This is a genomic window from Pseudomonas sp. Y3 TE3536 (assembly GCF_053629175.1).
Genome location: NZ_JBRJHU010000001.1, coordinates 2,258,577 through 2,280,559 on the forward strand (window position 1 = coordinate 2,258,577; position 21,983 = coordinate 2,280,559).

General features: G+C 64.4%; 16 protein-coding genes and 1 pseudogene. 11 read left to right on the forward strand and 6 right to left on the reverse strand.

Annotated features, from left to right (window positions below; genetic code table 11):
• Positions 1-25: 25 nt before the first annotated feature.
• From AB7M33_RS10260 to AB7M33_RS10280, 5 genes are all read left to right on the forward strand, one after another.
• Positions 26-2,239, forward strand: coding sequence for a heavy metal translocating P-type ATPase (locus AB7M33_RS10260; RefSeq protein ID WP_454242797.1), 2,214 nt, complete (start codon positions 26-28; stop codon positions 2,237-2,239).
• 9 nt (positions 2,240-2,248) lie between these two features.
• Positions 2,249-3,118 (forward strand): LysR family transcriptional regulator, encoded by an 870-nt coding sequence (locus tag AB7M33_RS10265; RefSeq protein WP_454242798.1) that lies wholly within the window; start codon positions 2,249-2,251, stop codon positions 3,116-3,118.
• 232 nt (positions 3,119-3,350) lie between these two features.
• The gene (locus tag AB7M33_RS10270) at positions 3,351-4,409 is read left to right on the forward strand and encodes a putative 2-aminoethylphosphonate ABC transporter ATP-binding protein (RefSeq protein ID WP_454242799.1); all 1,059 of its coding nucleotides are present in this window, start codon (positions 3,351-3,353) and stop codon (positions 4,407-4,409) included.
• A gap of 1 nt (position 4,410) precedes the next feature.
• Positions 4,411-6,135, forward strand: a complete 1,725-nt coding sequence (locus AB7M33_RS10275; protein WP_454242800.1) for a putative 2-aminoethylphosphonate ABC transporter permease subunit — start codon at positions 4,411-4,413, stop codon at positions 6,133-6,135.
• An 18-nt stretch (positions 6,136-6,153) separates the two neighbouring features.
• Positions 6,154-7,179 (forward strand): putative 2-aminoethylphosphonate ABC transporter substrate-binding protein, encoded by a 1,026-nt coding sequence (locus tag AB7M33_RS10280; protein WP_428628554.1) that lies wholly within the window; start codon positions 6,154-6,156, stop codon positions 7,177-7,179.
• 285 nt (positions 7,180-7,464) lie between these two features.
• On the opposite strand, the gene AB7M33_RS10285 is transcribed toward AB7M33_RS10280, so the two are convergent.
• Together AB7M33_RS10285 and AB7M33_RS10290 are read right to left on the reverse strand one after the other, a co-directional pair.
• Positions 7,465-8,829, reverse strand: a complete 1,365-nt coding sequence (locus AB7M33_RS10285) for a GTPase/DUF3482 domain-containing protein (protein ID WP_454242801.1) — start codon at positions 8,827-8,829, stop codon at positions 7,465-7,467.
• Positions 8,822-10,213 carry a DUF2868 domain-containing protein gene (locus AB7M33_RS10290; RefSeq protein ID WP_454242802.1) on the reverse strand — a complete coding sequence of 464 codons (1,392 nt, stop codon included), beginning with the start codon at positions 10,211-10,213 and terminating at the stop codon, positions 8,822-8,824. The genes AB7M33_RS10285 and AB7M33_RS10290 overlap by 8 nt, the downstream gene beginning before the upstream one ends.
• A 54-nt stretch (positions 10,214-10,267) precedes the next feature.
• Here AB7M33_RS10290 and AB7M33_RS10295 point away from each other — a divergent pair.
• Positions 10,268-10,787: pseudogene (locus AB7M33_RS10295) on the forward strand (dihydrofolate reductase).
• Between the two features lie 89 nt (positions 10,788-10,876).
• On the opposite strand, the gene AB7M33_RS10300 reads toward AB7M33_RS10295, so the two are convergent.
• A complete protein-coding gene (locus AB7M33_RS10300; RefSeq protein ID WP_454242803.1) occupies positions 10,877-12,268 on the reverse strand; it encodes an L-cystine transporter in 1,392 nt (463 codons plus the stop codon).
• Between the two features lie 241 nt (positions 12,269-12,509).
• Here AB7M33_RS10300 and AB7M33_RS10305 point away from each other — a divergent pair, with 241 nt between their 5' ends.
• Complete coding sequence (locus AB7M33_RS10305; RefSeq protein WP_454242804.1) at positions 12,510-13,565, forward strand: haloacid dehalogenase-like hydrolase; 1,056 nt, start codon at positions 12,510-12,512, stop codon at positions 13,563-13,565.
• A gap of 11 nt (positions 13,566-13,576) precedes the next feature.
• Here AB7M33_RS10305 and AB7M33_RS10310 read toward each other — a convergent pair whose 3' ends face one another.
• Positions 13,577-14,245: an FMN-dependent NADH-azoreductase gene (locus tag AB7M33_RS10310; RefSeq protein WP_454242805.1), complete on the reverse strand. Its 669-nt coding sequence runs from the start codon at positions 14,243-14,245 to the stop codon at positions 13,577-13,579.
• Positions 14,246-14,380: 135 nt separating this feature from the next.
• On the opposite strand from AB7M33_RS10310, the gene AB7M33_RS10315 reads away from it, so the two are divergent.
• Positions 14,381-15,238: a LysR family transcriptional regulator gene (locus AB7M33_RS10315; RefSeq protein ID WP_454242806.1), complete on the forward strand. Its 858-nt coding sequence runs from the start codon at positions 14,381-14,383 to the stop codon at positions 15,236-15,238.
• Positions 15,239-15,380: 142 nt separating this feature from the next.
• On the opposite strand, the gene ilvD is transcribed toward AB7M33_RS10315, so the two are convergent.
• Positions 15,381-17,222: a dihydroxy-acid dehydratase gene (gene ilvD / locus AB7M33_RS10320; protein WP_238217633.1), complete on the reverse strand. Its 1,842-nt coding sequence runs from the start codon at positions 17,220-17,222 to the stop codon at positions 15,381-15,383.
• A 478-nt stretch (positions 17,223-17,700) separates the two neighbouring features.
• Here ilvD and mgtE point away from each other — a divergent pair, with 478 nt between their 5' ends.
• The gene (mgtE, locus tag AB7M33_RS10325; protein ID WP_454242807.1) at positions 17,701-18,756 is read left to right on the forward strand and encodes a magnesium transporter; all 1,056 of its coding nucleotides are present in this window, start codon (positions 17,701-17,703) and stop codon (positions 18,754-18,756) included.
• A 143-nt stretch (positions 18,757-18,899) separates the two neighbouring features.
• Here the strand turns inward: mgtE and AB7M33_RS10330 are convergent, their stop codons facing one another.
• A complete protein-coding gene (locus tag AB7M33_RS10330) occupies positions 18,900-20,096 on the reverse strand; it encodes a class I SAM-dependent rRNA methyltransferase (protein WP_027592312.1) in 1,197 nt (398 codons plus the stop codon).
• A 191-nt stretch (positions 20,097-20,287) separates the two neighbouring features.
• Between AB7M33_RS10330 and AB7M33_RS10335 the strand changes: the two genes are divergently transcribed.
• Together AB7M33_RS10335 and mutM are read left to right on the forward strand one after the other, a co-directional pair.
• Entirely contained in the window at positions 20,288-21,106 is an 819-nt protein-coding gene (locus AB7M33_RS10335) for an HDOD domain-containing protein (RefSeq protein WP_172960437.1), read from the forward strand.
• A gap of 3 nt (positions 21,107-21,109) precedes the next feature.
• Positions 21,110-21,922 (forward strand): bifunctional DNA-formamidopyrimidine glycosylase/DNA-(apurinic or apyrimidinic site) lyase, encoded by an 813-nt coding sequence (gene mutM, locus AB7M33_RS10340; RefSeq protein WP_027592314.1) that lies wholly within the window; start codon positions 21,110-21,112, stop codon positions 21,920-21,922.
• Positions 21,923-21,983 lie beyond the last annotated feature (61 nt).

Consider the following 21,983-nt stretch of genomic DNA (forward strand, 5'->3'; position numbering starts at 1 on the left):
ACAGGCTCACTTTAAGGATGACCCAATGAACCAGCCTGCCAGCCCCCACCACAAGCATGACCACCACGCCCACAGCTGCTGCGGCAGCGCGGCCGCTCCGGCGTTGGTGCAGTTGAGCGAAAAAGCCAGCGGCGACGCACAGCTCAGCCGCTTCCGTATCGAGGCCATGGACTGCCCCACCGAGCAAACGCTGATCCAGGACAAGCTGGGCAAGCTGGCGGGCATCGAGCAGTTGGAGTTCAACCTGATCAACCGCGTGCTTGGCGTGCGCCACACGCTGGCGGGTACCGCCGAGATCGAGCGGGCCATCGACAGCCTGGGCATGAAGGCCGAGCCCCTCATCGAAGGGGACGACGCCGCCGCGAACGCTGCCCCGCCCAGCAAGACCCGCTGGTGGCCGCTGGCGTTATCCGGTATCGCGGCCATCGCTGCCGAAATCGTGCATTTCACCGGGCTTGCACCTGAATGGCTGGTGGCGGCGCTGGCCTTGGCGGCGATCCTGGGTTGCGGCTTGGGCACCTACAAGAAGGGCTGGATTGCCCTGAAAAACCGCAACCTCAACATCAACGCGCTGATGAGCATTGCCGTGACTGGCGCTGTGCTGATCGGCCAGTGGCCGGAAGCGGCCATGGTGATGGTGTTGTTCACGGTCGCCGAGCTGATCGAAGCGCGCTCCCTGGACCGCGCTCGCAATGCCATCAGCGGCCTGATGCAGCTCACCCCTGATAGGGCGACAGTGCTGCAAGCCGATGGCCAGTGGCGCGAAGTGGAAGTGCGCGAGGTGGCCATCAGTGCCTTGGTGCGGGTACGGCCGGGCGAGCGCATCGGCCTGGATGGCGAAGTGACCAGTGGCCAATCCAGCGTCGATCAGGCGCCAATCACCGGTGAAAGTCTGCCAGTGGAAAAAGCCGTGGGCGACAAACTATTCGCCGGCACCATCAACCAGGCCGGTGCGCTGGAGTTTCGCGTCACTGCCGGCGCCGGGCAATCGACGCTGGCGCGCATCATCAAGGCCGTCGAAGAAGCCCAAGGTGCCCGGGCGCCGACCCAGCGTTTTGTCGACCGATTCTCGCGCATCTACACACCCGTGGTGTTCGCCGTGGCCTTGGCGGTAGCGGTCATCCCGCCGCTGTTCATGGCAGGCGCCTGGTTCGACTGGGTCTACCGCGCCTTGGTGCTGTTGGTGGTGGCCTGCCCGTGCGCCTTGGTCATTTCAACCCCGGTGACCATCGTCAGTGGCCTGGCTGCAGCCGCGCGCAAGGGCATCCTGATCAAGGGTGGGGTGTACCTGGAAGGCGGGCGCAAGCTGGACTTCCTGGCCCTCGACAAGACCGGCACCCTGACCCACGGCAAGCCAGTGCAGACCGATGCGAAGGCCTTGGACCCCCTGTTCGAAGGCCGGGCCCAGGCGTTGGCTGCCAGCTTGGCCGAGCGCTCGGACCACCCGGTCTCACGTGCCATCGCCCAGTTCGGCAAGGCGCAAGGTTTGGCCTTGAGCGCAGTGGACGACTTCGCCGCATTGGCCGGTCGCGGTGTGCGGGGGGTGATCGAGGGTGAGCTTTACCACCTGGGCAATCACCGCCTGGTCGAGGAACTGGGCCTGTGCTCGCCTGAGTTGGAGGCGCAACTGGATGCGCTGGAGCGTCAAGGCAAAACCGTGGTCCTGCTGCTCGACCGCAGTGGCCCGCTGGCCCTGTTCGCCGTGGCCGACACGCTCAAGCAGAGCAGCCGCCAGGCGATTGCCGAATTGCATGAACTGGGTATCAAGACGGTCATGCTTACCGGCGACAATCCCCATACCGCCGAGGCCATCGCCGCCCAGGTCGGCATCGATCGCGCCGAAGGCAACCTGCTGCCGGCCGACAAGCTGAAGACCATCGAGGCCCTGTATGCCCAAGGCCATCGGGTGGGCATGGTTGGCGACGGTATCAACGACGCACCGGCCCTTGCCCGTGCCGAGATCGGCTTTGCCATGGCGGCCGCGGGCACCGACACGGCCATCGAGACGGCCGACGTGGCGTTGATGGACGACGACTTGCGCAAAATCCCGGCCTTCGTCAGGCTGTCGCGCCAAAGTGCGGCGATTCTCAGGCAGAACATCATTCTGGCCCTGGGCATCAAGGCGATATTCCTGGCGATCACCTTTGCCGGCATGGCGACCATGTGGATGGCGGTGTTCGCCGACATGGGCGTGAGCCTGCTGGTGGTGTTCAACGGCTTGCGCCTTTTGCGCAAATAGAGGACGTGCATGCTGAGTTCCGAGCTCAAAGCCTTCTACATGGTGGCCCGCCTGGGCAGCATCACCCTGGCGGCGAAGAAGCTCGGGCTCAGCCAGCCCACCGTGACCACGCAGATCCGCAACCTGGAAAGCCAGTACGCAGTAGAGCTGTTCTACCGTGGCGGGCGGCGCCTGGTGTTGAGCGAGGAGGGCGTGCGCCTGCTGCCGAGGGTCAAGGCGCTGCTGCAGCAGGAGGCCGACATCGAGTTCGAACTGCGCAACAGTGGCCAGGCCCAGGGCAGCCTGCGGATTGCGGCCACCGCGCCTTATTACATCCTCGATCTGGTGAAGGTCTTCCGCGAGCGCCTGCCCCAGGTCGACGTTGCGGTGGAGATCGGCAACTCGCAGCAGGTGCTGGAAATGCTCGAGGACTACCGGGTCGATATCGCCGCTTCGTCGCAATTGGTGGAGGATGCCCGGTTGGTGCGCCGGGTATTGGGCACCGACCCGTTGGTGGTGGCCGTGCACCGCAACCATCCCTTGGCGCATCGTCAGGTGGTGTCCATCGACGTGGTGGCCGGGCATTGCCTGTTGATGCGCGAGCCGGGGTCGACCACACGCAAGCTGACCGAGCAGATGCTGCAGGAGGCCGGTGTGAAGGCCGGCACGTTGCTGGAGATTGGTAGCCGTGAGTCGATTCGCGAAGCGGTCCTGCGCAACATTGGCATCAGTGTGATTGCCCGCCATGAAGTGCCGCACAACCCCGAATTACGGGTGCTGGCGCTGGAGGCTGCACCGGTGATGCATGAGTACCTGTATTGCCTGAAGGAGCGGCGCCAGGCGCGTTTGCCAGCGGCGTTTCTGGGGGTTGCGCAGGAAGTGGCCGGTTCACAGTTCTGAATCATCGCTTGTAGGAGCAGCCTTGTGCTGCGAAGAGGCCGGTGCACCCCATACATGTGCATCGCCGATCAGGGCCTCTTCGCAGCACAAGGCTGCTCCTACCAAGAACCGTGGTGGCAGGTGGGGTACTACAAAATCTGCCTATACCACTATCGCGCGCTTTTGCCTGAAAGCCACAGAACCGTCGCACAGCCTTCCTAGCATGGCCCCATCTCTTCGATGAGGCCTTGCCATGAACAGCGCCACCCCAGGTGCACAGATGAAAGTGCGCAACATCCACAAACGCTTCGGCGCCTTTACAGCGCTCAACGATGTCTCCCTGGACATCGCCGCGGGCGAGCTGGTGTGCTTGCTCGGCCCGTCCGGGTGCGGCAAGACCACGCTGTTGCGCTGCATCGCCGGCCTCGAACGCCAGGACCGCGGTGAGCTGTACATCGGCGAGCGCGACGTCTCGGGGCTGCCACCCCAGGCCCGCGACTACGGCATTCTGTTCCAGTCTTACGCGCTGTTCCCCAACCTGACCGTCGAAGCCAACATCGCCTATGGCCTGACCGGTAGCGGCCGCGAACAGGCCCGCCAGCGGGTGGCCGAAATGCTCCAGCTGGTCGGCTTGTCCGGTAGCGAAAAAAAGTACCCCGGGCAGCTTTCCGGCGGCCAGCAGCAGCGTGTGGCCCTGGCCCGCGCGCTGGCGCCGGCGCCTTCGCTGCTGCTGCTCGACGAGCCGATGTCGGCGCTGGACGCGCGGGTTCGCGAGCACCTGTGCACCGAACTGCGCCAGCTGCAACGCCAGCTGGGTATCACCACTTTGATGGTTACCCACAACCAGGACGAGGCCATGCTGATGGCCGACCGCATTGCCGTGATGAACAACGGCCAGGTCGAGCAGTACGCCACGCCGCAGGCCATCTACGACCAGCCAGCCACGCCCTTCGTTGCCGAGTTCGTTGGCCAGGGTAACTGGCTGCCGTTCCAGCGCAGCGGTGACAGCCAGGCCCAGGTCGGCGGCATGAGCATGCGTTTGTCGCCTGGCTCGGCGCGGGCCAGCAGCGGCCGCTTGTTCTGCCGCCCCGAGGCGATCACGGTCAACCCGTCGGTGCATGAAGAAAACCTGTTTCCGGCCAAGGTCCGCGAGATCACGTTCCTCGGCAACCGCTGCCGCATGAGCTTCGAGTTCAAAGCCTTGCCGGGCCATGCCTTGCTGGCCGAACTGGCCCCCGAGGCCATGCCGCGGCTGGGCTCGCAGGACATCTGGGTGGCGCTGCCACCGCAGAGCCTGCAGGTGTTCGCCTAAGATGGCCGCGCCAATGTCCCTGCCGCTGAACCCGGCCAAGGCCACGTCGCGCCACGGCGTTGCCTTGGGTGACCGGCTGTTCGTCGTCGGTGGGAAGTGGTTGCTGTTGATGCTGCTGGTACTGGCTGTGCTGATGCCGCTGCTGGCGATCTTCTGGCGTGGTTTCAGCGGTGACGCCGGCCAGGGCGGCGGCCTGGCGGCTGCCCGGGCGCTGTTCGCCAGCGAGAACTTCCACTGGCTGCTGGGCAATAGCTTGTCGGTGGCGTTCACCGTCGCGGCCATCGTCATCCCACTGGCTTACCTGTTCGCCTATGCGTTGCAACGCACGCTGATCCCGGCCAAGGGCCTGTGGCGGGGCATCTCGTTGCTGCCCCTGCTGGCGCCGTCGATGCTGCCGGCGATCGCGCTGGTCTACCTGTTTGGTAACCAGGGCCTGCTGCGCGGGCTGCTGAGCGACAACATCTACGGCTTTTGGGGGATCGTGCTCGGCGAGGCCATTTACACCTTCCCGCATGCATTGATGATTCTACTGTCGGCCCTGTCGCTGGCCGATGCGCGCCTGTTCGACGCCGCCTCCAGCATGGGCGCTGGGCCTTGGCGGGCGTTTTCCAGCATTACCTGGCCCGCAACGCGCCAGGCAGTATTCGCCGCCTTTTGCCTGGTGTTTACCTTGACCATCACTGACTTCGGCGTCCCGGTTGTGGTCGGGGGGGATTATCAGGTGCTGGCCCTGGAGGCTTACAAGGCTGTCGTTGGCCAGCAGCAATTTGGCCGCGGCGCCCTGATCGGTATGGTTTTGCTGGTGCCGGCACTGCTGAGCTTTGCTGTCGATGCTTGGTTGCGTCGCCGCCAGGGCGAGGCCATGAGTGGGCGGGCGCAGGTGTTCGAGCCCAAGCCCTCGCGCCGTCGCGATGCCTGCTTCCTGGCGGTCGTGTTGGTGGTCTGCGCGGTGCTGTTGCTGGTGATCGGCATGGCCGTGTATTCGTCACTGGTCACCTTCTGGCCCTACAACCTGTCGCTGTCGCTCAAGCACTACCTGTTCGAGGACACCGCCGGCGGAGGCTGGCTGGCGTACCGCAATAGCGTGACCATGGCGATCGGCACGGCGCTGATCGGCAGCGTGGTGATTTTCTGCGGTGCCTACCTGATGGAAAAGACCCAGGGCCAACGCCTGCTCAACCAGTCGCTGCGCCTGCTCAGCTTCATCCCCATGGCGGTGCCGGGCCTCGTGCTGGGCCTGGGCTACGTGTTCTTCTTCAACCTCAACGGCAACCCCTTGCATGTGCTGTACGGCAGCATGGGCTTGTTGGTCATCTGCACCATTGCCCATTACCTGACGACTGCGCAGATGACCGCCACCACCGCACTGCGCCAGCTCGACGGCGAGTTCGAGGCCGCCGCGTTGTCGCTCAAGGCGCCGCTGTATCGGCACTTCCTACGGGTAACCGTACCGATCTGCCTACCGGCCCTGCTGGACATCATCCGCTACCTGTTCGTCTCGGCGATGACCACCGTGTCGGCGGCGATCTTCCTCTACAGCCCCGACACCATCCTCGCCGCCGTTGCCGTGTTGAACATGGACGACGCGGGCAACGTTGGCGGTGCCGCCGCCATGTCGACTTTGATTCTGCTGACCAGCGCCAGCGCCTCATTGCTGCTGGCTGCAGCCTCACGCGGCCTGTTGCGCCGCTCCCAAGCCTGGCGCCAACGCGCCGCGGCTGCCTGACCTGTAAGGAACCCCACCATGTTCAAGCACCTTGCACTTGCTGCTGCCGTTTCTGCCGTGTTCAGCCTGCAGGCCTCGGCCGCCGGCACTCAGCTGACGGTCTATACCGCGCTGGAGGCCGAGCAGCTCAAGACCTACAAGCAGGCCTTCGAAAAGGTCAACCCAGACATCGAGATCAAGTGGGTGCGCGATTCCACGGGCATCATCACCGCCAAGTTGCTGGCTGAAAAAGACCGCCCGCAAGCCGATGCGGTGTGGGGGTTGGCGGCCTCCAGCCTGGCCGTGCTTGACCAACACGGCATGCTCGAAGCCTATGCGCCCAAGGACCTTGGCAAAATCTCGGCGAACTACCGCGACGCAGCCAACCCACCGGCTTGGGTGGGCATGGACGTCTGGGCTGCGACCATTTGCTTCAACACCATCGAGGCCGAGAAGCAGGGCCTGAGCAAGCCGGTGAGCTGGCAAGACCTGACCAAGCCCGAGTACAAGGGCAAGATCGTCATGCCCAACCCGGCCTCGTCCGGCACGGGCTTCCTGGATGTCAGCGCCTGGCTGCAGACCTTTGGCGAGCCTCAGGGCTGGGCCTACATGGACGCCTTGCACCAGAACATCGGCCAGTACGTTCACTCCGGCTCCAAGCCGTGCAAGCTGGCGGCGGCGGGCGAGTTCCCGATCGGTATCTCGTTCGAATACCCCGCTGTGCAGCTCAAGCGCCAAGGCGCGCCGCTGGACATCGTGCTGCCCAAGGAGGGCCTGGGCTGGGAGATCGAGGCGACGGCGGTGATCAAAGGCACGCCAAAGGCCGATGCGGCCAAGCGCTTGGCAGACTTTTCGGCCAGCCCTGCGGCGATGGCGTTGTACAAGGAGAACTTCGCGGTGCTTGCCGCGCCGGGTATCGCCAAGCCGCAGACCGAGTTGCCGGCTGATTATGAGCAGCGGTTGATCAAGAACGACTTTGCCTGGGCCTCGAAGCACCGTGACGAGATTCTGGCCGAGTGGCGCAAGCGGTATGACGGTAAGTCGGAGAAGGTGGCGCAGCAGTGAAGGGGGGCGGGGTTGGGGTTGGGTTTGGGGTTGAGAGGTGCATGCCTTGAGGGGTGTGGCGCCTGGGAGATCGAGCGCCGCCCGCGCGGCGCTTCGCAGCACAAGGCTGCTCCTACATCTGTTTCGGGCCAGTGAGGCCTGTGATATTGGCGCGCGACCGCCTCAGGAATAATTGGCCCGAAAAATGTAGGAGCAGCCTTGTGCTGCGAAGCGCCGCGCGGGCGGCGCTCGGTCTCCCAGGCGCCGCCCCCCTAAAGGCGAACACCTACCAGCCCCCACACAAACTCAAATCTGCAACACCAAGGCCTCCAACTGCTCCTGCCGTTCCGCCTGATTCACCCGCGCCCCAGGGTTGAGCGTCGACCACTGCGGATGCGCCCGCGCCTTGACCAACGCCTCAGGCAACTTGCCCTCGCGCCAGGTCTTCTCGTCCAGCTCGCCCAAGCGAATGCTGTCTTGCGCGGCATGCCCGCGGTTATCCAGGGCCACCATCAACTGCTGCTGGCGCAACGCCAACAGCCGCAACACCGTATCGTCCACCGTCAGCTCACGCTGCCCTTTGAGCTTGCCCATCAACCGCGACCCGTAATTGCGTGCCGTCTGCAGTGCGCCGCCTGCGATCGCACCCGCCAAGGCCGCCGCGCCCAGGGTCAGGCCTCCGACCAACAGATCGACCCCGGCCCCGGCCGCAGCGCCCGCCGCCACGCCACTGCCCAGGCGTACGCCCAGCAGCTTCAAGGTCTCGGGGTTGAACAGGTCATCGCCCCAACGACCGTCCAGCAACGGCAAATCACTGGCATGGGCGTCTTCGCGGCGGAAGGCATACAGCTTGAGCAGCGCTTCGACACAGCGCTGTTCGCGTTGCCGCACATCCTGGCGCAACGCTTCGATGGCCTTGGCTTCGGCGGCCGGTTCGGCCACCACGCTGCGCCGGCAGGCGGCGCAGTCGAGCAGCAGCTCGGCGATCAGGCGTTTACCGCTTTGATGGCGGGCTTGGCGTTGCGCCTGTTGGTCGTCGATCAGCCGTTGCAGGGCAGGGCGGGCGTTTTCCAGCAGCAAGGCCAGGCTTTCGTACAGGCGGCGCTCGCCGTCTTCCGGCGGGGCCACGCTGTCGAACCGTACCAAGGCGTGAAGGCCAAGCCGGGCAAGGGCTTCACGCCATTCGGGCTCGCGGTGCTGGCTGCTGGCGACGAAGTTGAGCACGGGTAGCAGCGGCTTGCCGCAACTGGCCAGCACCTCCAGTTCGTCGCGGTACTTGGCCAGCACCGGCTCACGGGCGTCGATCACGTACAGGCCGGCATTGCTGGCCTGCAACTGGCGCAGCACCTTGGCCTCCTGCTCGAAGCGTTGGCGTGCCTCACTGCCCTGGAGGAAGCGTGCCAGCCGGGCTGGGCCGTCCAGGCGCTCACCCGGGCGCTCCAGCCGCTCGAGGTAGTCGAGCAGGGCAATGGCGTCTTCCAGGCCTGGGGTGTCATACAGCTCCAGCAGGGGCTCGCCGTCCACCGACAGGCGTGCGCCCTCCACATGGCGGGTGGTGCTGGGGCGATGGGACACCTCGCCAAAGCTCACGTCGCGGGTCAAGGTGCGCAGCAGCGAAGTCTTGCCGACATTGGTGTGGCCGACCACGGCCAGTTTAAGCGGCTCAGTCATGGCCATGCTCCAACCAGGTCAAGGGCGAGGTGTCGGCGTGGGGCAGGCCGAGGCGGTCAAGCGCTTCGTGCCAATCGCCCAGGCGCTCGGCGTCCAGGGCCTGGCCTGGGGCCGCCTGCAGCAGCCAGATACGGGTGGCGCCGGCGTTGCGTGCCAGCTCGGCCAGCAACGCCAGGCTGCCGCGATCGGGCGAACGGCGTGGGTCGCAGGCGATAGCCAGGCGCGCCGGGGGGAAGCGGCTGAGTTGTTCGAGCAGCCGGTTGCGTGATTCACGGCTATCGAGCACACCGGCATCGGTCACGCTTTTGGGCAGGGCGGGCGGCCAGGGGCGCTGGTCATCCAGCTCCAGGCCAACCAGCAAGGCACCGCTGCTGCCGCTTTCCAGTTGCCCGGCAGCGAAGTGGGGCAAGGTGTCGGGCGCGGCGTCCTGCACACCGATGCGCTCGCTGCGCGGCATAAGGCTTTCGCGCAATGCCGCGTAGCCTGGCAGGCTGAGGTCCAGCCCCAGGTGTGTTTGGCCCTGGCGCCAGCGCCACAGGCACAGTGCGGCCAAAAGCAGGCGTGGTAGCAGGCCATAGACCAGCATCACACCGAGCAACCAGCTGGCCCAGGCCTGGCGGGCCAGGTCCAGGGCCGGCAGCGTGTCGCCGCTGGCGCGGATCATGGCTTCGTCCGGCACGGCAAAGCCCAGCAGCGAAGGCAGGGCGCCGAGCGCCTGGGTCATGTGGATGAACGGCTCGGCGGCAAGCAGGGTGGTTTCCCAGACAAAGCCATAGCGCCGTGTGGCCAGCAACGCCAAGAGCATCGCCAACGCGGTCATCATCGCCAGCAGCCACAGGCCGTGCACCAGCACGCCAAGCAGCCAGCGATTCAGGCGCTGGCGCTGCAGCAGCACCAGCAACGCGGGCGCAAGGTGCGCGGCCTTGGCATCGCGGGCAAAGCGTTCGCTCAGCCACAACCAAAGCCGGCCCAGCCCAGCGCCGTGTTCGCCGCTCAGGCTGAAGCCGATCGCCCAGCTCAGCAGCATCACCAGGTTCAACCCCAGCAGGCTGCCCAGTGCCCAGAACACATTCACCGGGCGTTGGCCATCGCCCAGCGCCGCGAAGGCCAGGCCCGCGCCGCTGAAGGCGGCCATGATCAACAGGGCCAGCAGTGCCAGGCGCGCGCCCTGCTTCCAGTGGCGCAGGGCGGCTGTCATGCCGTCGCGTTCGGCCAGGAACAGCGCGCGCGTTTCGATACGGGTCGCCAGGTCGCCGCCGGCCTGGCGGGCGTGGCGGTTGGCTTCCTGGTCTTCCAGGGGGCCGGCATGTTCCTCGCGCAGGCGTACTGCTTCGGTGAGCCAGCGTTTGTCCAGTGGCGTCGGTCCAGTCACAAGGTCTTCCATTGCACAGGTCAGGGCAGAAGCATAACCCACGGCGGGTTTGCTATCCTCGCTGGCATGACTAGCACACTCCCCCTCAGCCTGATCGCGGCCCTCGCCGAGAACCGCGTGATCGGTATCGACAATTCCATGCCCTGGCACCTGCCGGGGGATTTCAAGTACTTCAAGGCCACGACCCTGGGCAAGCCGATCATCATGGGGCGCAAAGACCTGGGACTCGCTGGGCCGGCCTTTGCCGGGGCGGCTGAATATCGTGGTCAGCCGCCAGCCTGGGCTGGCGCTGGCCGGTGCCGAGGTGTTCGCCTCGCTGGAAGCTGCGCTGGTGCGCGCCGAACAGTGGGCGCGTGAGCAGGGCGTCAATGAGCTGATGCTGATTGGCGGGGCGCAGCTGTATGGGCAGGCGCTGGAGAAGGGGCTGGTGAGCCGCATGTACCTGACCCGGGTCGAGCTGTCGCCTGAGGGCGATGCGTGGTTCCCGGCGTTCGACGAGGCGCAGTGGCGCCGGGTGAGCAGTGAGCCGCAAGCGCCTGAAGGGGCTGGGCCGGCGTATCACTTCGATGTCTGGGACAAGGTTTAAGATTGTTGGGGCGCTTTGCGCCCCTATCGAAACGCAAGGCCGCCCCTACAAAAAGACCACGTCTTCTCTGTAGGGGCGGCCTTGCCGTATCAGCTATGACTCAGCGTTGCATGCTGGTCATCTGCTAACACGTCCTGGTCAGTCTCTTTCAACAGCTGGCTGGTCACCACCCCGGCCGTCATCGAGCCATTCACGTTCAGTGCCGTGCGGCCCATGTCGATTAACGGCTCAACCGAAATCAGCAGTGCTACCAGTTCAACCGGCAAGCCCATGGCCGGCAGCACGATCAACGCGGCGAAGGTCGCACCACCGCCCACCCCGGCTACCCCAGCCGAGCTCAGGGTGACGATGGCGACCAGGGTCGCGATCCACAGCGGGTCGAAGGTGTTGATGCCCACTGCCGGGGCAACCATCACGGCCAGCATGGCCGGGTACAGGCCGGCGCAACCGTTCTGACCAATTGTCGTGCCGAACGAGGCGCTGAAGCTGGCGATGGACTGCGGCACACCCAGGCGACGGGTTTGCGCTTCGATGTTCAGCGGGATGCTCGCGGCGCTGGAGCGGCTGGTGAAGGCGAAGGTCAGCACTGGCCACACCTTGCGGAAGAAGCGCAGCGGGCTGACGCCGGTCGCCGCCAGGATGACGGCATGCACCACGAACATCAGCCCCAGGCCGATGTACGAAACGACGACGAAGCTGCCCAGCTTGAGGATGTCGTCCAGATTGGAGCTGGCGACCACCTTGGTCATCAGGGCCAGCACACCATAAGGGGTGAGCTTCATCACCACGCGCACCAGGCGCATGACCCAGGCTTGCAGGGTGTCGATGGCCGACAGGGCGCGCGCGCCTTTCTCGGCGTCGTCCTTGATCAGCTGCAGGGCGGCCAGGCCGACGAACACGGCGAAGATCACCACGCTGATGATCGAGGTTGGCTTGGCCCGCGCCAGGTCGCCTACCGGGTTGCTGGGGATGAACGACAGCAGCAGTTGCGGGATGTTGAGGTCGGCGACCTTGCCCGCGTAGTCGCTGTGGATCGCTTGCAGCCGCGCGCTTTCCTGCACGCCAGCCACCAGGCCGTCGGCGGTCAGGCCGAACAGGTTGGTCAAGACGATGCCGATCAATGCGGCGATGGCAGTGGTCAGCAGCAGGGTGCCAATGCTTAGCACGCTGATGCGGCCAAGCGAGGAAGCATTGTGCAAGCGTGCCACGGCGCTGAGGATCGAGGCGAAGATCAGCGGCATGACGATCATCTGCAGCAAGCCGACATAGCCGTTGCCGACCAGGTCGAGCCAGGCGATGGTGGCTTTCAATACCGGGTGGCCAGCGCCATAGATCGTGTGCAGGACCAGGCCGAACACCACGCCCAGCACCAGGCCCAGCAAGACCTTCTTGGCCAGGCTCCAGTCGGTGCGGCGGGTTTGTGCCAGGCCCAGCAGCAAGGCCAGGAACGCCAGCAGGTTGAGAGACAGCGGCAGGTTCATTGAAGCTCCAACAAAAAACAGAAGAGGCATCGCCTCTGTGAGCGATTGCGAACGGAAATGCTAACAGCCTGAAAACAAACGAATTTATACCCAAATGGAATGTGCATAGTCGTTTATGGAATAACGGAATGTCGCAGATAGCAATGAACAGGGCGTTTCAAGCTGCTTCAACGTCGTTGTCAGGGCTTGCTGGGCCGGTAGGTTGGACTAGCGTTTCCCGGTCATTTCAGGAGATTCGCACATGAAGTTCGCTCCGAAAGCCCTCGCCCTGGTTCTGTCCCTGCTGTTCGGGGCCCAAACCTGGGCCACCGAACTCAAGCATTGGCCTGCCGAGGCCGCCAAACAGCTCGACAGCATGATCGCCGCCAATGCCAACAAAGGTAACTACGCGGTGTTCGACATGGACAACACCAGCTACCGCTACGACCTTGAAGAGGCGCTGCTGCCGTTCATGGAGAACCAGGGGCTGCTGAGCCGCGACAAGCTCGACCCTTCGTTGAAGCTGATCCCCTTCAAAGACACGGCCGAGCACAAGGAAAGCCTGTTCAGTTACTACTACCGCCTGTGCGAAATCGACGACATGGTCTGCTACCCCTGGGTGGCGCAGGTGTTCTCGGGCTTCACCCTGAAGGAACTGAAGGCCCAGGTCGACGCCTTGATGGCTTCCGGCAAGCCTGTTCCCAGCACGTATTTCGAGGGTGACCAGGTCAAGGCCATCGAGGTGCAGCCGCCCAAGGTCTTTGCCGGCCAGGCCGAGCTGTTCAACAAACTGATGGAAAACGGCATCGAGGTGTATGTCATTTCTGCCGCGTCCGAAGAACTGGTGCGCATGGTCGCGTCCGACCCCAAGTACGGCTACAACGTCAAACCGCAGAACGTGATTGGCGTCAGCCTGCTACTGAAGGACCGCAGCAACGGCCAGCTGACCACGGCGCGCAAGCAGATCAGCGCCGGCAGCTATGACCCCAAGGCCAACGAAGGCCTGGAACTGACGCCTTACTTGTGGACCCCGGCGACTTGGATGGCGGGCAAGCAGGCGGCGATCCTCACCTACATCGACGAGTGGAAGCGGCCGGTGCTGGTGGGCGGTGATACGCCAACCAGCGATGGCTACATGCAGTTCCACGGGGTGGACGTGGGCAAAGGGGGCATCCACCTGTGGATAAACCGCAAGGCCAAGTACATGGACCAGCTCAACGGCATGATCGCCAAGCACGCGGCCGCGCAGGCCAAGGAAGGGCTGCCGGTGACGGCGGACAAGAACTGGGTGATCGTCACGCCTGAGCAGATCCAGTAACCCGGTGCAGGTCAGCCGCTTCGGCCGACAATGAGCGTTCTGGCTTGTTGTTGGTCGAAGTTCTGCGCCAGCATGGCAACGGCTTCCATGGCGCTTGAGCGCACGCTGGCGCCCTCGGCGCCAAGCGTCTGTTCGGCCACGATGCTGTGCACCTGGTTGATCCCGACGAAGCGGAACCACGCATCGAGGAAGGGTTTTTCCAGGCCGAACGCCTGGTCAGGCGTCTGGGAGTCGGGGCCATAACCCAGCCCGCGGGTGTAGATGGCCACCGCCCGGCGCCCACCCAGCATGCCGTTCAACCCCTGTTCATCGAAGGTGAACAACACGCCCTTGTGCGAAATGGCGTCGATCAAGTGCTTGAGTTTGTAGGGGATGCCGAAATTCCACAGCGGGACGCTGAACACCACTGTATCTGCCCGGTGGAAGCGTTTGGCGAGGGTTTTGATCTGTGCCCAGGCGGCATTTTGCGCGGGGGAAAGCGGCGCATCGGCAAGCCCGGCGTACTTGGCCGCCAGCAGGTCGCCATCCACTTCGGGCAGCTCGCATTCCCAAGGGTCCAGGCGGTCAACCTCCACGCTCTTGCGCTCGGCCAACGCGGCCAGGAACACTTCGGCAATTTGAGCGGAAACCGAGCGTTCGCCTCTCGGCGATGCACACACATAAAGAACACGTTCAACCACGGGGCTACTCCTGTCAGCGTCGATGGCATTTCCCTGGCGATATACGGCACAGGGGGAGCGCAAAGTCTGATTGAGGACGATCCATTATAGAAATCACGTATGCTCGCCTCATTCAGTCCGATAGGTGATCAATCCGTGTTCGATAGCGTCCTTCTGCGTAGCTTGCTGGCCGTAGCCGACAGCGGGGGTTTCACGCGTGCGGCAGAGCGCCTGCACCTCACGCAATCGGCAATCAGCGCACACATTCGGCGGCTCGAGGCTGAAGCCGGGCACAAGCTGCTGGAACGCACCACGCGCTCGGTCAGCCTGACCCCAGCAGGCACGCGGCTGGCAGGCTATGCCCGCACCATCCTGGCACTGCATGACGATGCCCGCGCGAGCCTTGGCGTCGGCAGGCGGGTTTGCGGCACGGTGTCCGTGGGGTTGAGCGAGGAGATGGTCAAGGCTCCGATCATCGATTGCCTGCGTCGGTTTTCCGTGGCGCACCCCGATGCCGAGGTTGCCCTGCAGGTCGGCTTGACCGGCGAGTTGCTCGCGCTCATGCACGCGGGTGGGCTGGATATCGTGCTGGGGAGCCGCTGCGGCGGTGATGAGCGTGGCGAGGTGCTCTGGTCCGAGCCGTTGGTCTGGGCGAGAGGGCCGCTGGCGCTGGCCACCGATGATGCGACCTCACCTGTACCTTTGGCGGTGTTTTCCGATCAATGCCCCTACCGTGCGGCGGCCATCGAAGCGTTGGCGCGTGCAGGGCGACAATGGCGGATCGTTTGCCAGAGCCCCAGTGCCGGGGGGCTGATGACTGCCGTAAGCGGCGGGCTTGGGGTAACCCCGGTCACCCGCTCATGCGCACTGGCCGCAGGCCTGCAGGAAGTGACGACACTGCCCGCACTGCCTCACGCGCAGTTCATGCTGACCTCGACGGCGAAGCCAAAGCGCTCGGCTGCCCTGCTGCTGGCGCAATTGCGCCACTGCGCTTCGCGTGGGGAAGATAGTTGAAAGCGCTGGGGCCGCTCGGCGGCCCATCGCCGGCAAGCCGGCTCCCACAGGTTTAGTAAAGCCTCAAGGCATGCATCCAACCTGTGGGAGCCGGCTTGCCGGCGATGGGCTGCAAAGCAGCCCCAATACACTCATCAGAGCCTTACAGCCCGTCGAGCATCGCTTTGTTACGCACCGCACCTTTGTCGGCACTGGTCGCCAGCAGGGCGTAGGCCTTGAGCGCGGTGGTCACTTTGCGCGGACGCACTTCGGCTGGCTTCCAGCCTTTCTTGTCCTGCTCGACACGGCGCTCGGCCAGCTCTTCGTCGCTGACCAGCAGGTTGATCGAACGGTTGGGGATGTCGATCAACACCTTGTCGCCGTCGCGCACCAGGCCAATGGCGCCGCCTGCAGCGGCTTCCGGCGAGGCGTGGCCGATCGACAGGCCCGAGGTACCGCCCGAGAAGCGGCCGTCGGTGAGCAGGGCGCAGGCCTTGCCCAGGCCTTTGGATTTCAAGTACGAGGTCGGGTAGAGCATCTCTTGCATGCCCGGGCCGCCCTTCGGGCCTTCGTAACGGATGATGACGATGTCACCGGCCTTCACTTCGTCGGCGAGGATGCCGCGCACGGCGCTGTCCTGGCTTTCGAAGATCTTCGCGCTGCCTTCGAACACATGGATCGACTCGTCGACACCGGCGGTCTTCACCACACAACCGTCGAGGGCGATGTTGCCGTACAGCACCGCCAGGCCACCCTCTTGCGAGTAGGCGTGTTCGAAGCTGCGGATGCAGCCGTTTTCACGGTCGTCGTCGAGGGTTTCCCAACGGGTCGACTGGCTGAACGCGGTTTGGGTCGGGATGCCCGCCGGGCCGGCTTTGAAGAAGGTGTGCACCGCTTCGTCGTCGGTCTGGGTGATGTCCCACTTGGCGATGGCTTCTTCCATGCTGCGGCTGTGCACGGTCGGCAGGTCGGTGTGCAGCAGGCCGCCACGGGCGAGCGAGCCGAGGATACTGAAGATGCCGCCGGCGCGGTGCACGTCTTCCATGTGGTACTTCTGGATGTTCGGCGCCACCTTGCACAGCTGCGGCACTGTGCGCGACAAGCGGTCGATGTCCCGCAGGTCGAACGCCACCTCGCCTTCCTGGGCCGCGGCCAGCAGGTGCAGGATGGTGTTGGTCGAACCGCCCATGGCGATGTCCAGCATCATGGCGTTTTCGAACGCCTTGAAGTTGGCGATGCTGCGCGGCAGGACCGACTCGTCGTTCTCGCCGTAGTAGCGCTTGCACAGCTCGACGATGGTGCGGCCGGCAGTGAGGAACAGCTGCTCGCGGTCGGAGTGGGTGGCCAGGGTCGAGCCGTTGCCCGGCAGGGCCAGGCCCAGGGCTTCGGTCAGGCAGTTCATCGAGTTGGCGGTGAACATGCCAGAGCACGAACCGCAGGTCGGGCAGGCGCTGCGCTCGTATTCGGCAACCTTCTCGTCGGAGGCCGTGGAGTCAGCCGCGATGACCATCGCGTCGACCAGGTCCAGGCCGTGGCTGGCCAGCTTGGTCTTGCCGGCTTCCATCGGGCCGCCGGAGACGAAGATCACCGGGATGTTCAGGCGCAGGGCGGCCATCAGCATGCCGGGGGTGATCTTGTCGCAGTTCGAGATGCAGACAATGGCATCGGCACAGTGGGCGTTGACCATGTACTCCACGGCGTCGGCGATGATCTCGCGGCTTGGCAGCGAATACAGCATGCCGTCGTGGCCCATGGCGATGCCGTCGTCGACCGCGATGGTGTTGAATTCCTTGGCCACGCCACCGGCGCGCTCGATCTCACGGGCAACCAGCTGGCCCAGGTCCTTCAGGTGCACGTGGCCCGGGACGAACTGGGTGAACGAGTTGGCGATGGCGATGATCGGTTTCTTGAAATCTTCGTCCTTCATCCCGGTGGCGCGCCACAGGGCTCGGGCGCCAGCCATGTTGCGGCCTTGGGTGGAAGTCTTGGAACGATAATCAGGCATGAAGCACTCCTGGCGGCTTAATCAGGTCACAAAAAGGGGAGTGAGCTTCTCTTGTCCTATGCGCCTTAGGCCGGTTGCCACTGGCACGGATGGGGCCGAAGACACCACGGGATCGCCGCGTGCTCGACCAGAGCTCATAAACCCGCCGGGGATGACTGGCGATGAATAGGCCGATTCTACACCGCTGGCGCTGTGAGGGAATGGCGATGTGTCTGGGCGGTGGCTTTCGCCTCATGACCGGTCGCTTGTAGGACGCTTCTGAAACGCCGGTTCAGGGGCTGACCTGCCCGCCCAAGCTGACTATGATCCGCCCGCCGCATGTGCGGCTTCACGAGATACACCCTCAATGGACCTTCCCAGTTTCAGTTCATACCGAACTCGCAAATTGGCACTGAGCGCGTCGTCGCCAGGGCTTCCGAAGGCTTGAGCCCCTGTGGCTGAGGTGTGCGGGTGCCTGCGTCGGCGCCTGGAGAACCTCATGCAGCACACCTCCGATACGCTCGCTTCACCCCTCGACCTGCGCCAGGCCGCCCAGGCCCGTCGTGACGACCTGCTTCACCCGCAAGGCTACCCCGAAGGCACGGCCGGTTACCTGATGACCAGTGAGTACTCGTGCCTGGATGCCGGCCTCAGCGCCAGCCAGGCCATCGACATGCTGCGCCGCGAGGCCGCCGATGCCGAAACCATCTACCAGTCCTATGTGCTCGACGGGCAGCGCAACCTGCTCGGGACCTTGTCCCTGCGCGAGTTGATCCTCGCGGCGCCTGAAGCGCTGATTGATCACATCATGGTGCACAAGGTCATTTGCGTCTGTACCACGACCCGTCAGGAAGACGTGGCCCGCTTGATCCGCGAGCACGACCTGCTGGCTGTGCCGGTGCTGGACGAGGCCGGGCGGCTGGTGGGCCTGGTGACCTGCGACGATGCACTTGATGTGGTGGTCGATGAGGCCACCGAGGACTTCCACAAAGGCGCCTCCATCACCAACCACGTGGGCAACCTGCGCGACGCCACCGTCAGCCTGCTGTACCGCAAACGGGTGCTGTGGCTGGTGTTGCTGGTCTTTGGCAACCTGTTCTCGGGGGCGGGGATTGCGGCGTTCGAGGAAACCATTGCCGCGCACATCGTGCTGGTGTTCTTCCTGCCGCTGCTGGTGGACAGCGGGGGCAATGCCGGCGCGCAGTCGGCGACCTTGATGGTGCGGGGCCTGGCGACGGGCGAAGTGTACATGCGTGATTGGCTGCGCATGCTCGGGCGCGAGTGCGGGGTTGCGCTGGCGCTGGGGGCGACCATGGCCGTGGCGGTGGCATCGCTGGGCGCGCTGCGCGGTGGGATGGACATTGCCCTGATCGTTGCCAGCAGCATGCTGGTGATCGTGTTGCTGGGCAGCCTGATCGGCATGAGCCTGCCGTTCATGTTCACCAAGCTGAAGCTCGACCCGGCGACGGCCAGTGGCCCGCTGGTGACCTCGATTGCCGATGCGGCGGGGGTGCTGGTGTACTTTGGGATCGCGTCGTACGTGCTGGATATCTGACAGAGCGCATCCCTTAGAGTCCAAGCTCGACCCCTGTGGGAGCGGGTTTACCCGCGAATGCGAGGGTGAATGCACCGACGCTTTCGCGGGTAAACCCGCTCCCACAGGGGGTGGAGGTAATGCACGCTTCAGTGATTGCCCAATCAGCTGTTAGGCAGCAACCGGCAGGTAATGCTCTTGATGTAGCGGGTTTCGGCAATGGCCGGGTGCACCGGGTGGTCCGGGCCTTGGCCGCCGCGCTCGAGCAGTTGCATGTTGCGGTCCAGGTGGCGGGCGCTGGTCAGCAGGATGTTGTTCAGGTCATCTTCGGGCAGGTGCATCGAGCACGAGGCGCTGACCAGAATGCCGTCCTTGTTGAGCATGCGCATGGCCTGTTCGTTGAGGCGACGGTAGGCCGCTTCGCCGTTTTTCAGGTCTTTCTTGCGCTTGATGAAGGCGGGTGGGTCGGCAATGATCACGTCGAAGCGTTCTTCGGCGGCCTTCAGCTCGCGCAGCGCTTCAAATACGTCACCTTCGATGCAGGTCAGCTTCTCGCTGATGCCGTTGAGCGCGGCATTGCGCTCGACGCCGTCCAGGGCAAAAGCCGACGCATCGACACAGAACACTTCGCTGGCGCCAAACGCGCCGGCTTGCACACCCCAGCCACCGATGTAGCTGAACAGGTCGAGCACGCGCTTGCCTTTGACGTAGGGCGCCAGGCGTGCGCGGTTCATGCGGTGGTCGTAGAACCAGCCGGTCTTCTGGCCTTCACGTACCGGTGCTTCGAACTTGACGCCGTTTTCTTCCAGCGGGACCCAGTCCGGCACTTCGCCGTACACGGTTTCGACGTAGCGCTGCAGGCCTTCGGCATCACGCGCGGCGGAATCGTTCTTGAACAAGATGCCGCTTGGCTTGAGCACTTGCACCAGGGCGGCGATCACGTCGTCCTTGTGCAGTTCCATGGTGGCCGACGCCAGCTGGACCACGAGGATGTCGAAGAAACGGTCGACCACCAGGCCTGGCAGCAGGTCGGAGTCGCCGTAGACCAGGCGGTAGCACGGCTTGTCGAACAGGCGCTCACGCAGCGACAGGGCGACATTGAGGCGGTGTACCAGCAGCGACTTGTCCAGCGGCAGCTTGATGTCGCGCGACAGCAGGCGCGCGCAGATCAGGTTGTTCGGGCTCAGCGCCACGATGCCCAGCGGCTTGCCGTTGGCAGCCTCGAGGATCGCTTGCTGGCCGGCCTGGAAACCTTGCAGCGGGGTCGCGGCGACGTCGACTTCATTGCTGTAGACCCACAGGTGGCCGGCGCGCAGGCGGCGGTCGGCATTGGCTTTGAGGCGTAGGCTGGGCAGGGACATGACGTCGCTCCGGGAAAAAAGAGCGGGAGTATACCGTGTTGGCCTTCGCTTCGGGGTCAGGCGCGACAAAGTGCTGGCCAGGGCTAAAGCCAGCCGATCCGGTGTTAGAATTCGCCGTCCTCAACGAGTGTGTACGCATGTCCCAAGAACTCAGCGCCGAACAGATCCAGCAAGCCTTGCAAGGCATCACCATCCCGCCGCAACCGCAGATCATGGTCGACCTGCAGTTCGAGCAGTACATGCCCGACCCAGACCTGGAAACCATCGCCAAGCTGATTTCCCAAGACCCGGGCTTGTCCGGCGCGTTGCTCAAGTTGGTCAACTCCCCGCATTTCGGCCTCTCCAACAAGATCGGCTCGATCCAGCGGGCGGTGAACCTGCTGGGCAGCCGTTCGATCATCAACCTGATCAACGCCCAGTCGATCAAAGGCGAAATGAGCGACGAGACCATCGTCACCCTGAACCGCTTCTGGGACACCGCGCAGGATGTGGCCATGACCTGCCTGACCTTGGCCAAGCGCACCGGCATGCAGACGGCTGACGAGGCCTACACCCTCGGGCTGTTCCATGATTGCGGTGTGCCGCTGATGCTCAAGCGCTTCCCCAACTACATGGACGTGCTGGAAGAGGCCTATGCCAAGGCCAGCGGCGAAACGCGGGTGGTCGATACGGAAAACCGCGCGTTCAACACCAACCACTCGGTGGTGGGGTACTTCACCGCCAAGTCCTGGCGCCTGCCCGAGCACCTCACGGCGGCCATCGCCAACCACCACAACGCCTTGGCCGTGTTCCGCGATGAGTCTTCGCGCAATACCCAGAGCCAGCTGAAGAACCTGCTGGCGGTGCTGAAGATGGCCGAGCACATCTGCGCGTCCTACCGGGTGCTGGGCAGCCAGAGCGTCGACCACGAATGGGAAGTGGTCGGGCCACTGGTGCTCGACTACATTGGCTTGTCGGACTACGACTTCGAGAACCTCAAACAGAATATTCGAGAGCTGGGCGGGCACTGACACATGCCGGAACTACCCGAAGTAGAAACCACCCGGCGCGGCATTGCGCCTCATCTGGAAGGCCAGCGGGTCAGCCGGGTGGTGGTGCGTGACCGGCGCCTGCGCTGGCCGATCCCCGAAGACCTGGATGTGCGCTTGTCGGGGCAGCGTATCGTCAGCGTCGAGCGGCGGGCCAAGTACCTGTTGATCAATGCCGAGGTCGGTACCTTGATCAGCCATTTGGGCATGTCGGGCAATTTGCGCCTGGTCGAGCTTGGCCTGCCGGCGGCCAAGCATGAGCACGTGGATATCGAGCTGGAGTCGGGGCTGATGTTGCGCTACACCGACCCGCGCCGTTTCGGCGCCATGCTCTGGAGCCTCGACCCGCTCAACCACGAACTGCTGCTGCGTCTGGGGCCAGAGCCGTTGACCGACCTGTTCGATGGCGAGCGTTTGTTCCAGCTGTCCCGTGGGCGCTCGATGGCGGTCAAGCCGTTCATCATGGATAACGCCATCGTCGTGGGGGTGGGCAACATCTACGCCACCGAAGCGTTGTTTGCTGCGGGCATCGACCCACGCCGCGAGGCGGGCGGTATTTCGCGGGCGCGGTACCTGAAGCTGGCCATCGAGATCAAACGCGTGCTGGCAGCGGCCATCGAGCAGGGCGGCACGACCTTGCGTGATTTCATCGGCGGGGATGGGCAGCCGGGCTACTTCCAGCAGGAACTGTTCGTCTACGGGCGGGGCGGGATGCCGTGCAAACTGTGTGGCACGACCTTGCGCGAGGTGAAGCTAGGCCAGCGGGCAAGCGTGTTCTGCCCACGCTGCCAGCGCTGAAGTGTTTCGCTGTACCTTGTAGGAGCGGCCTTGCGTCGCGATGGGGCGCGAAGCGGCCCCA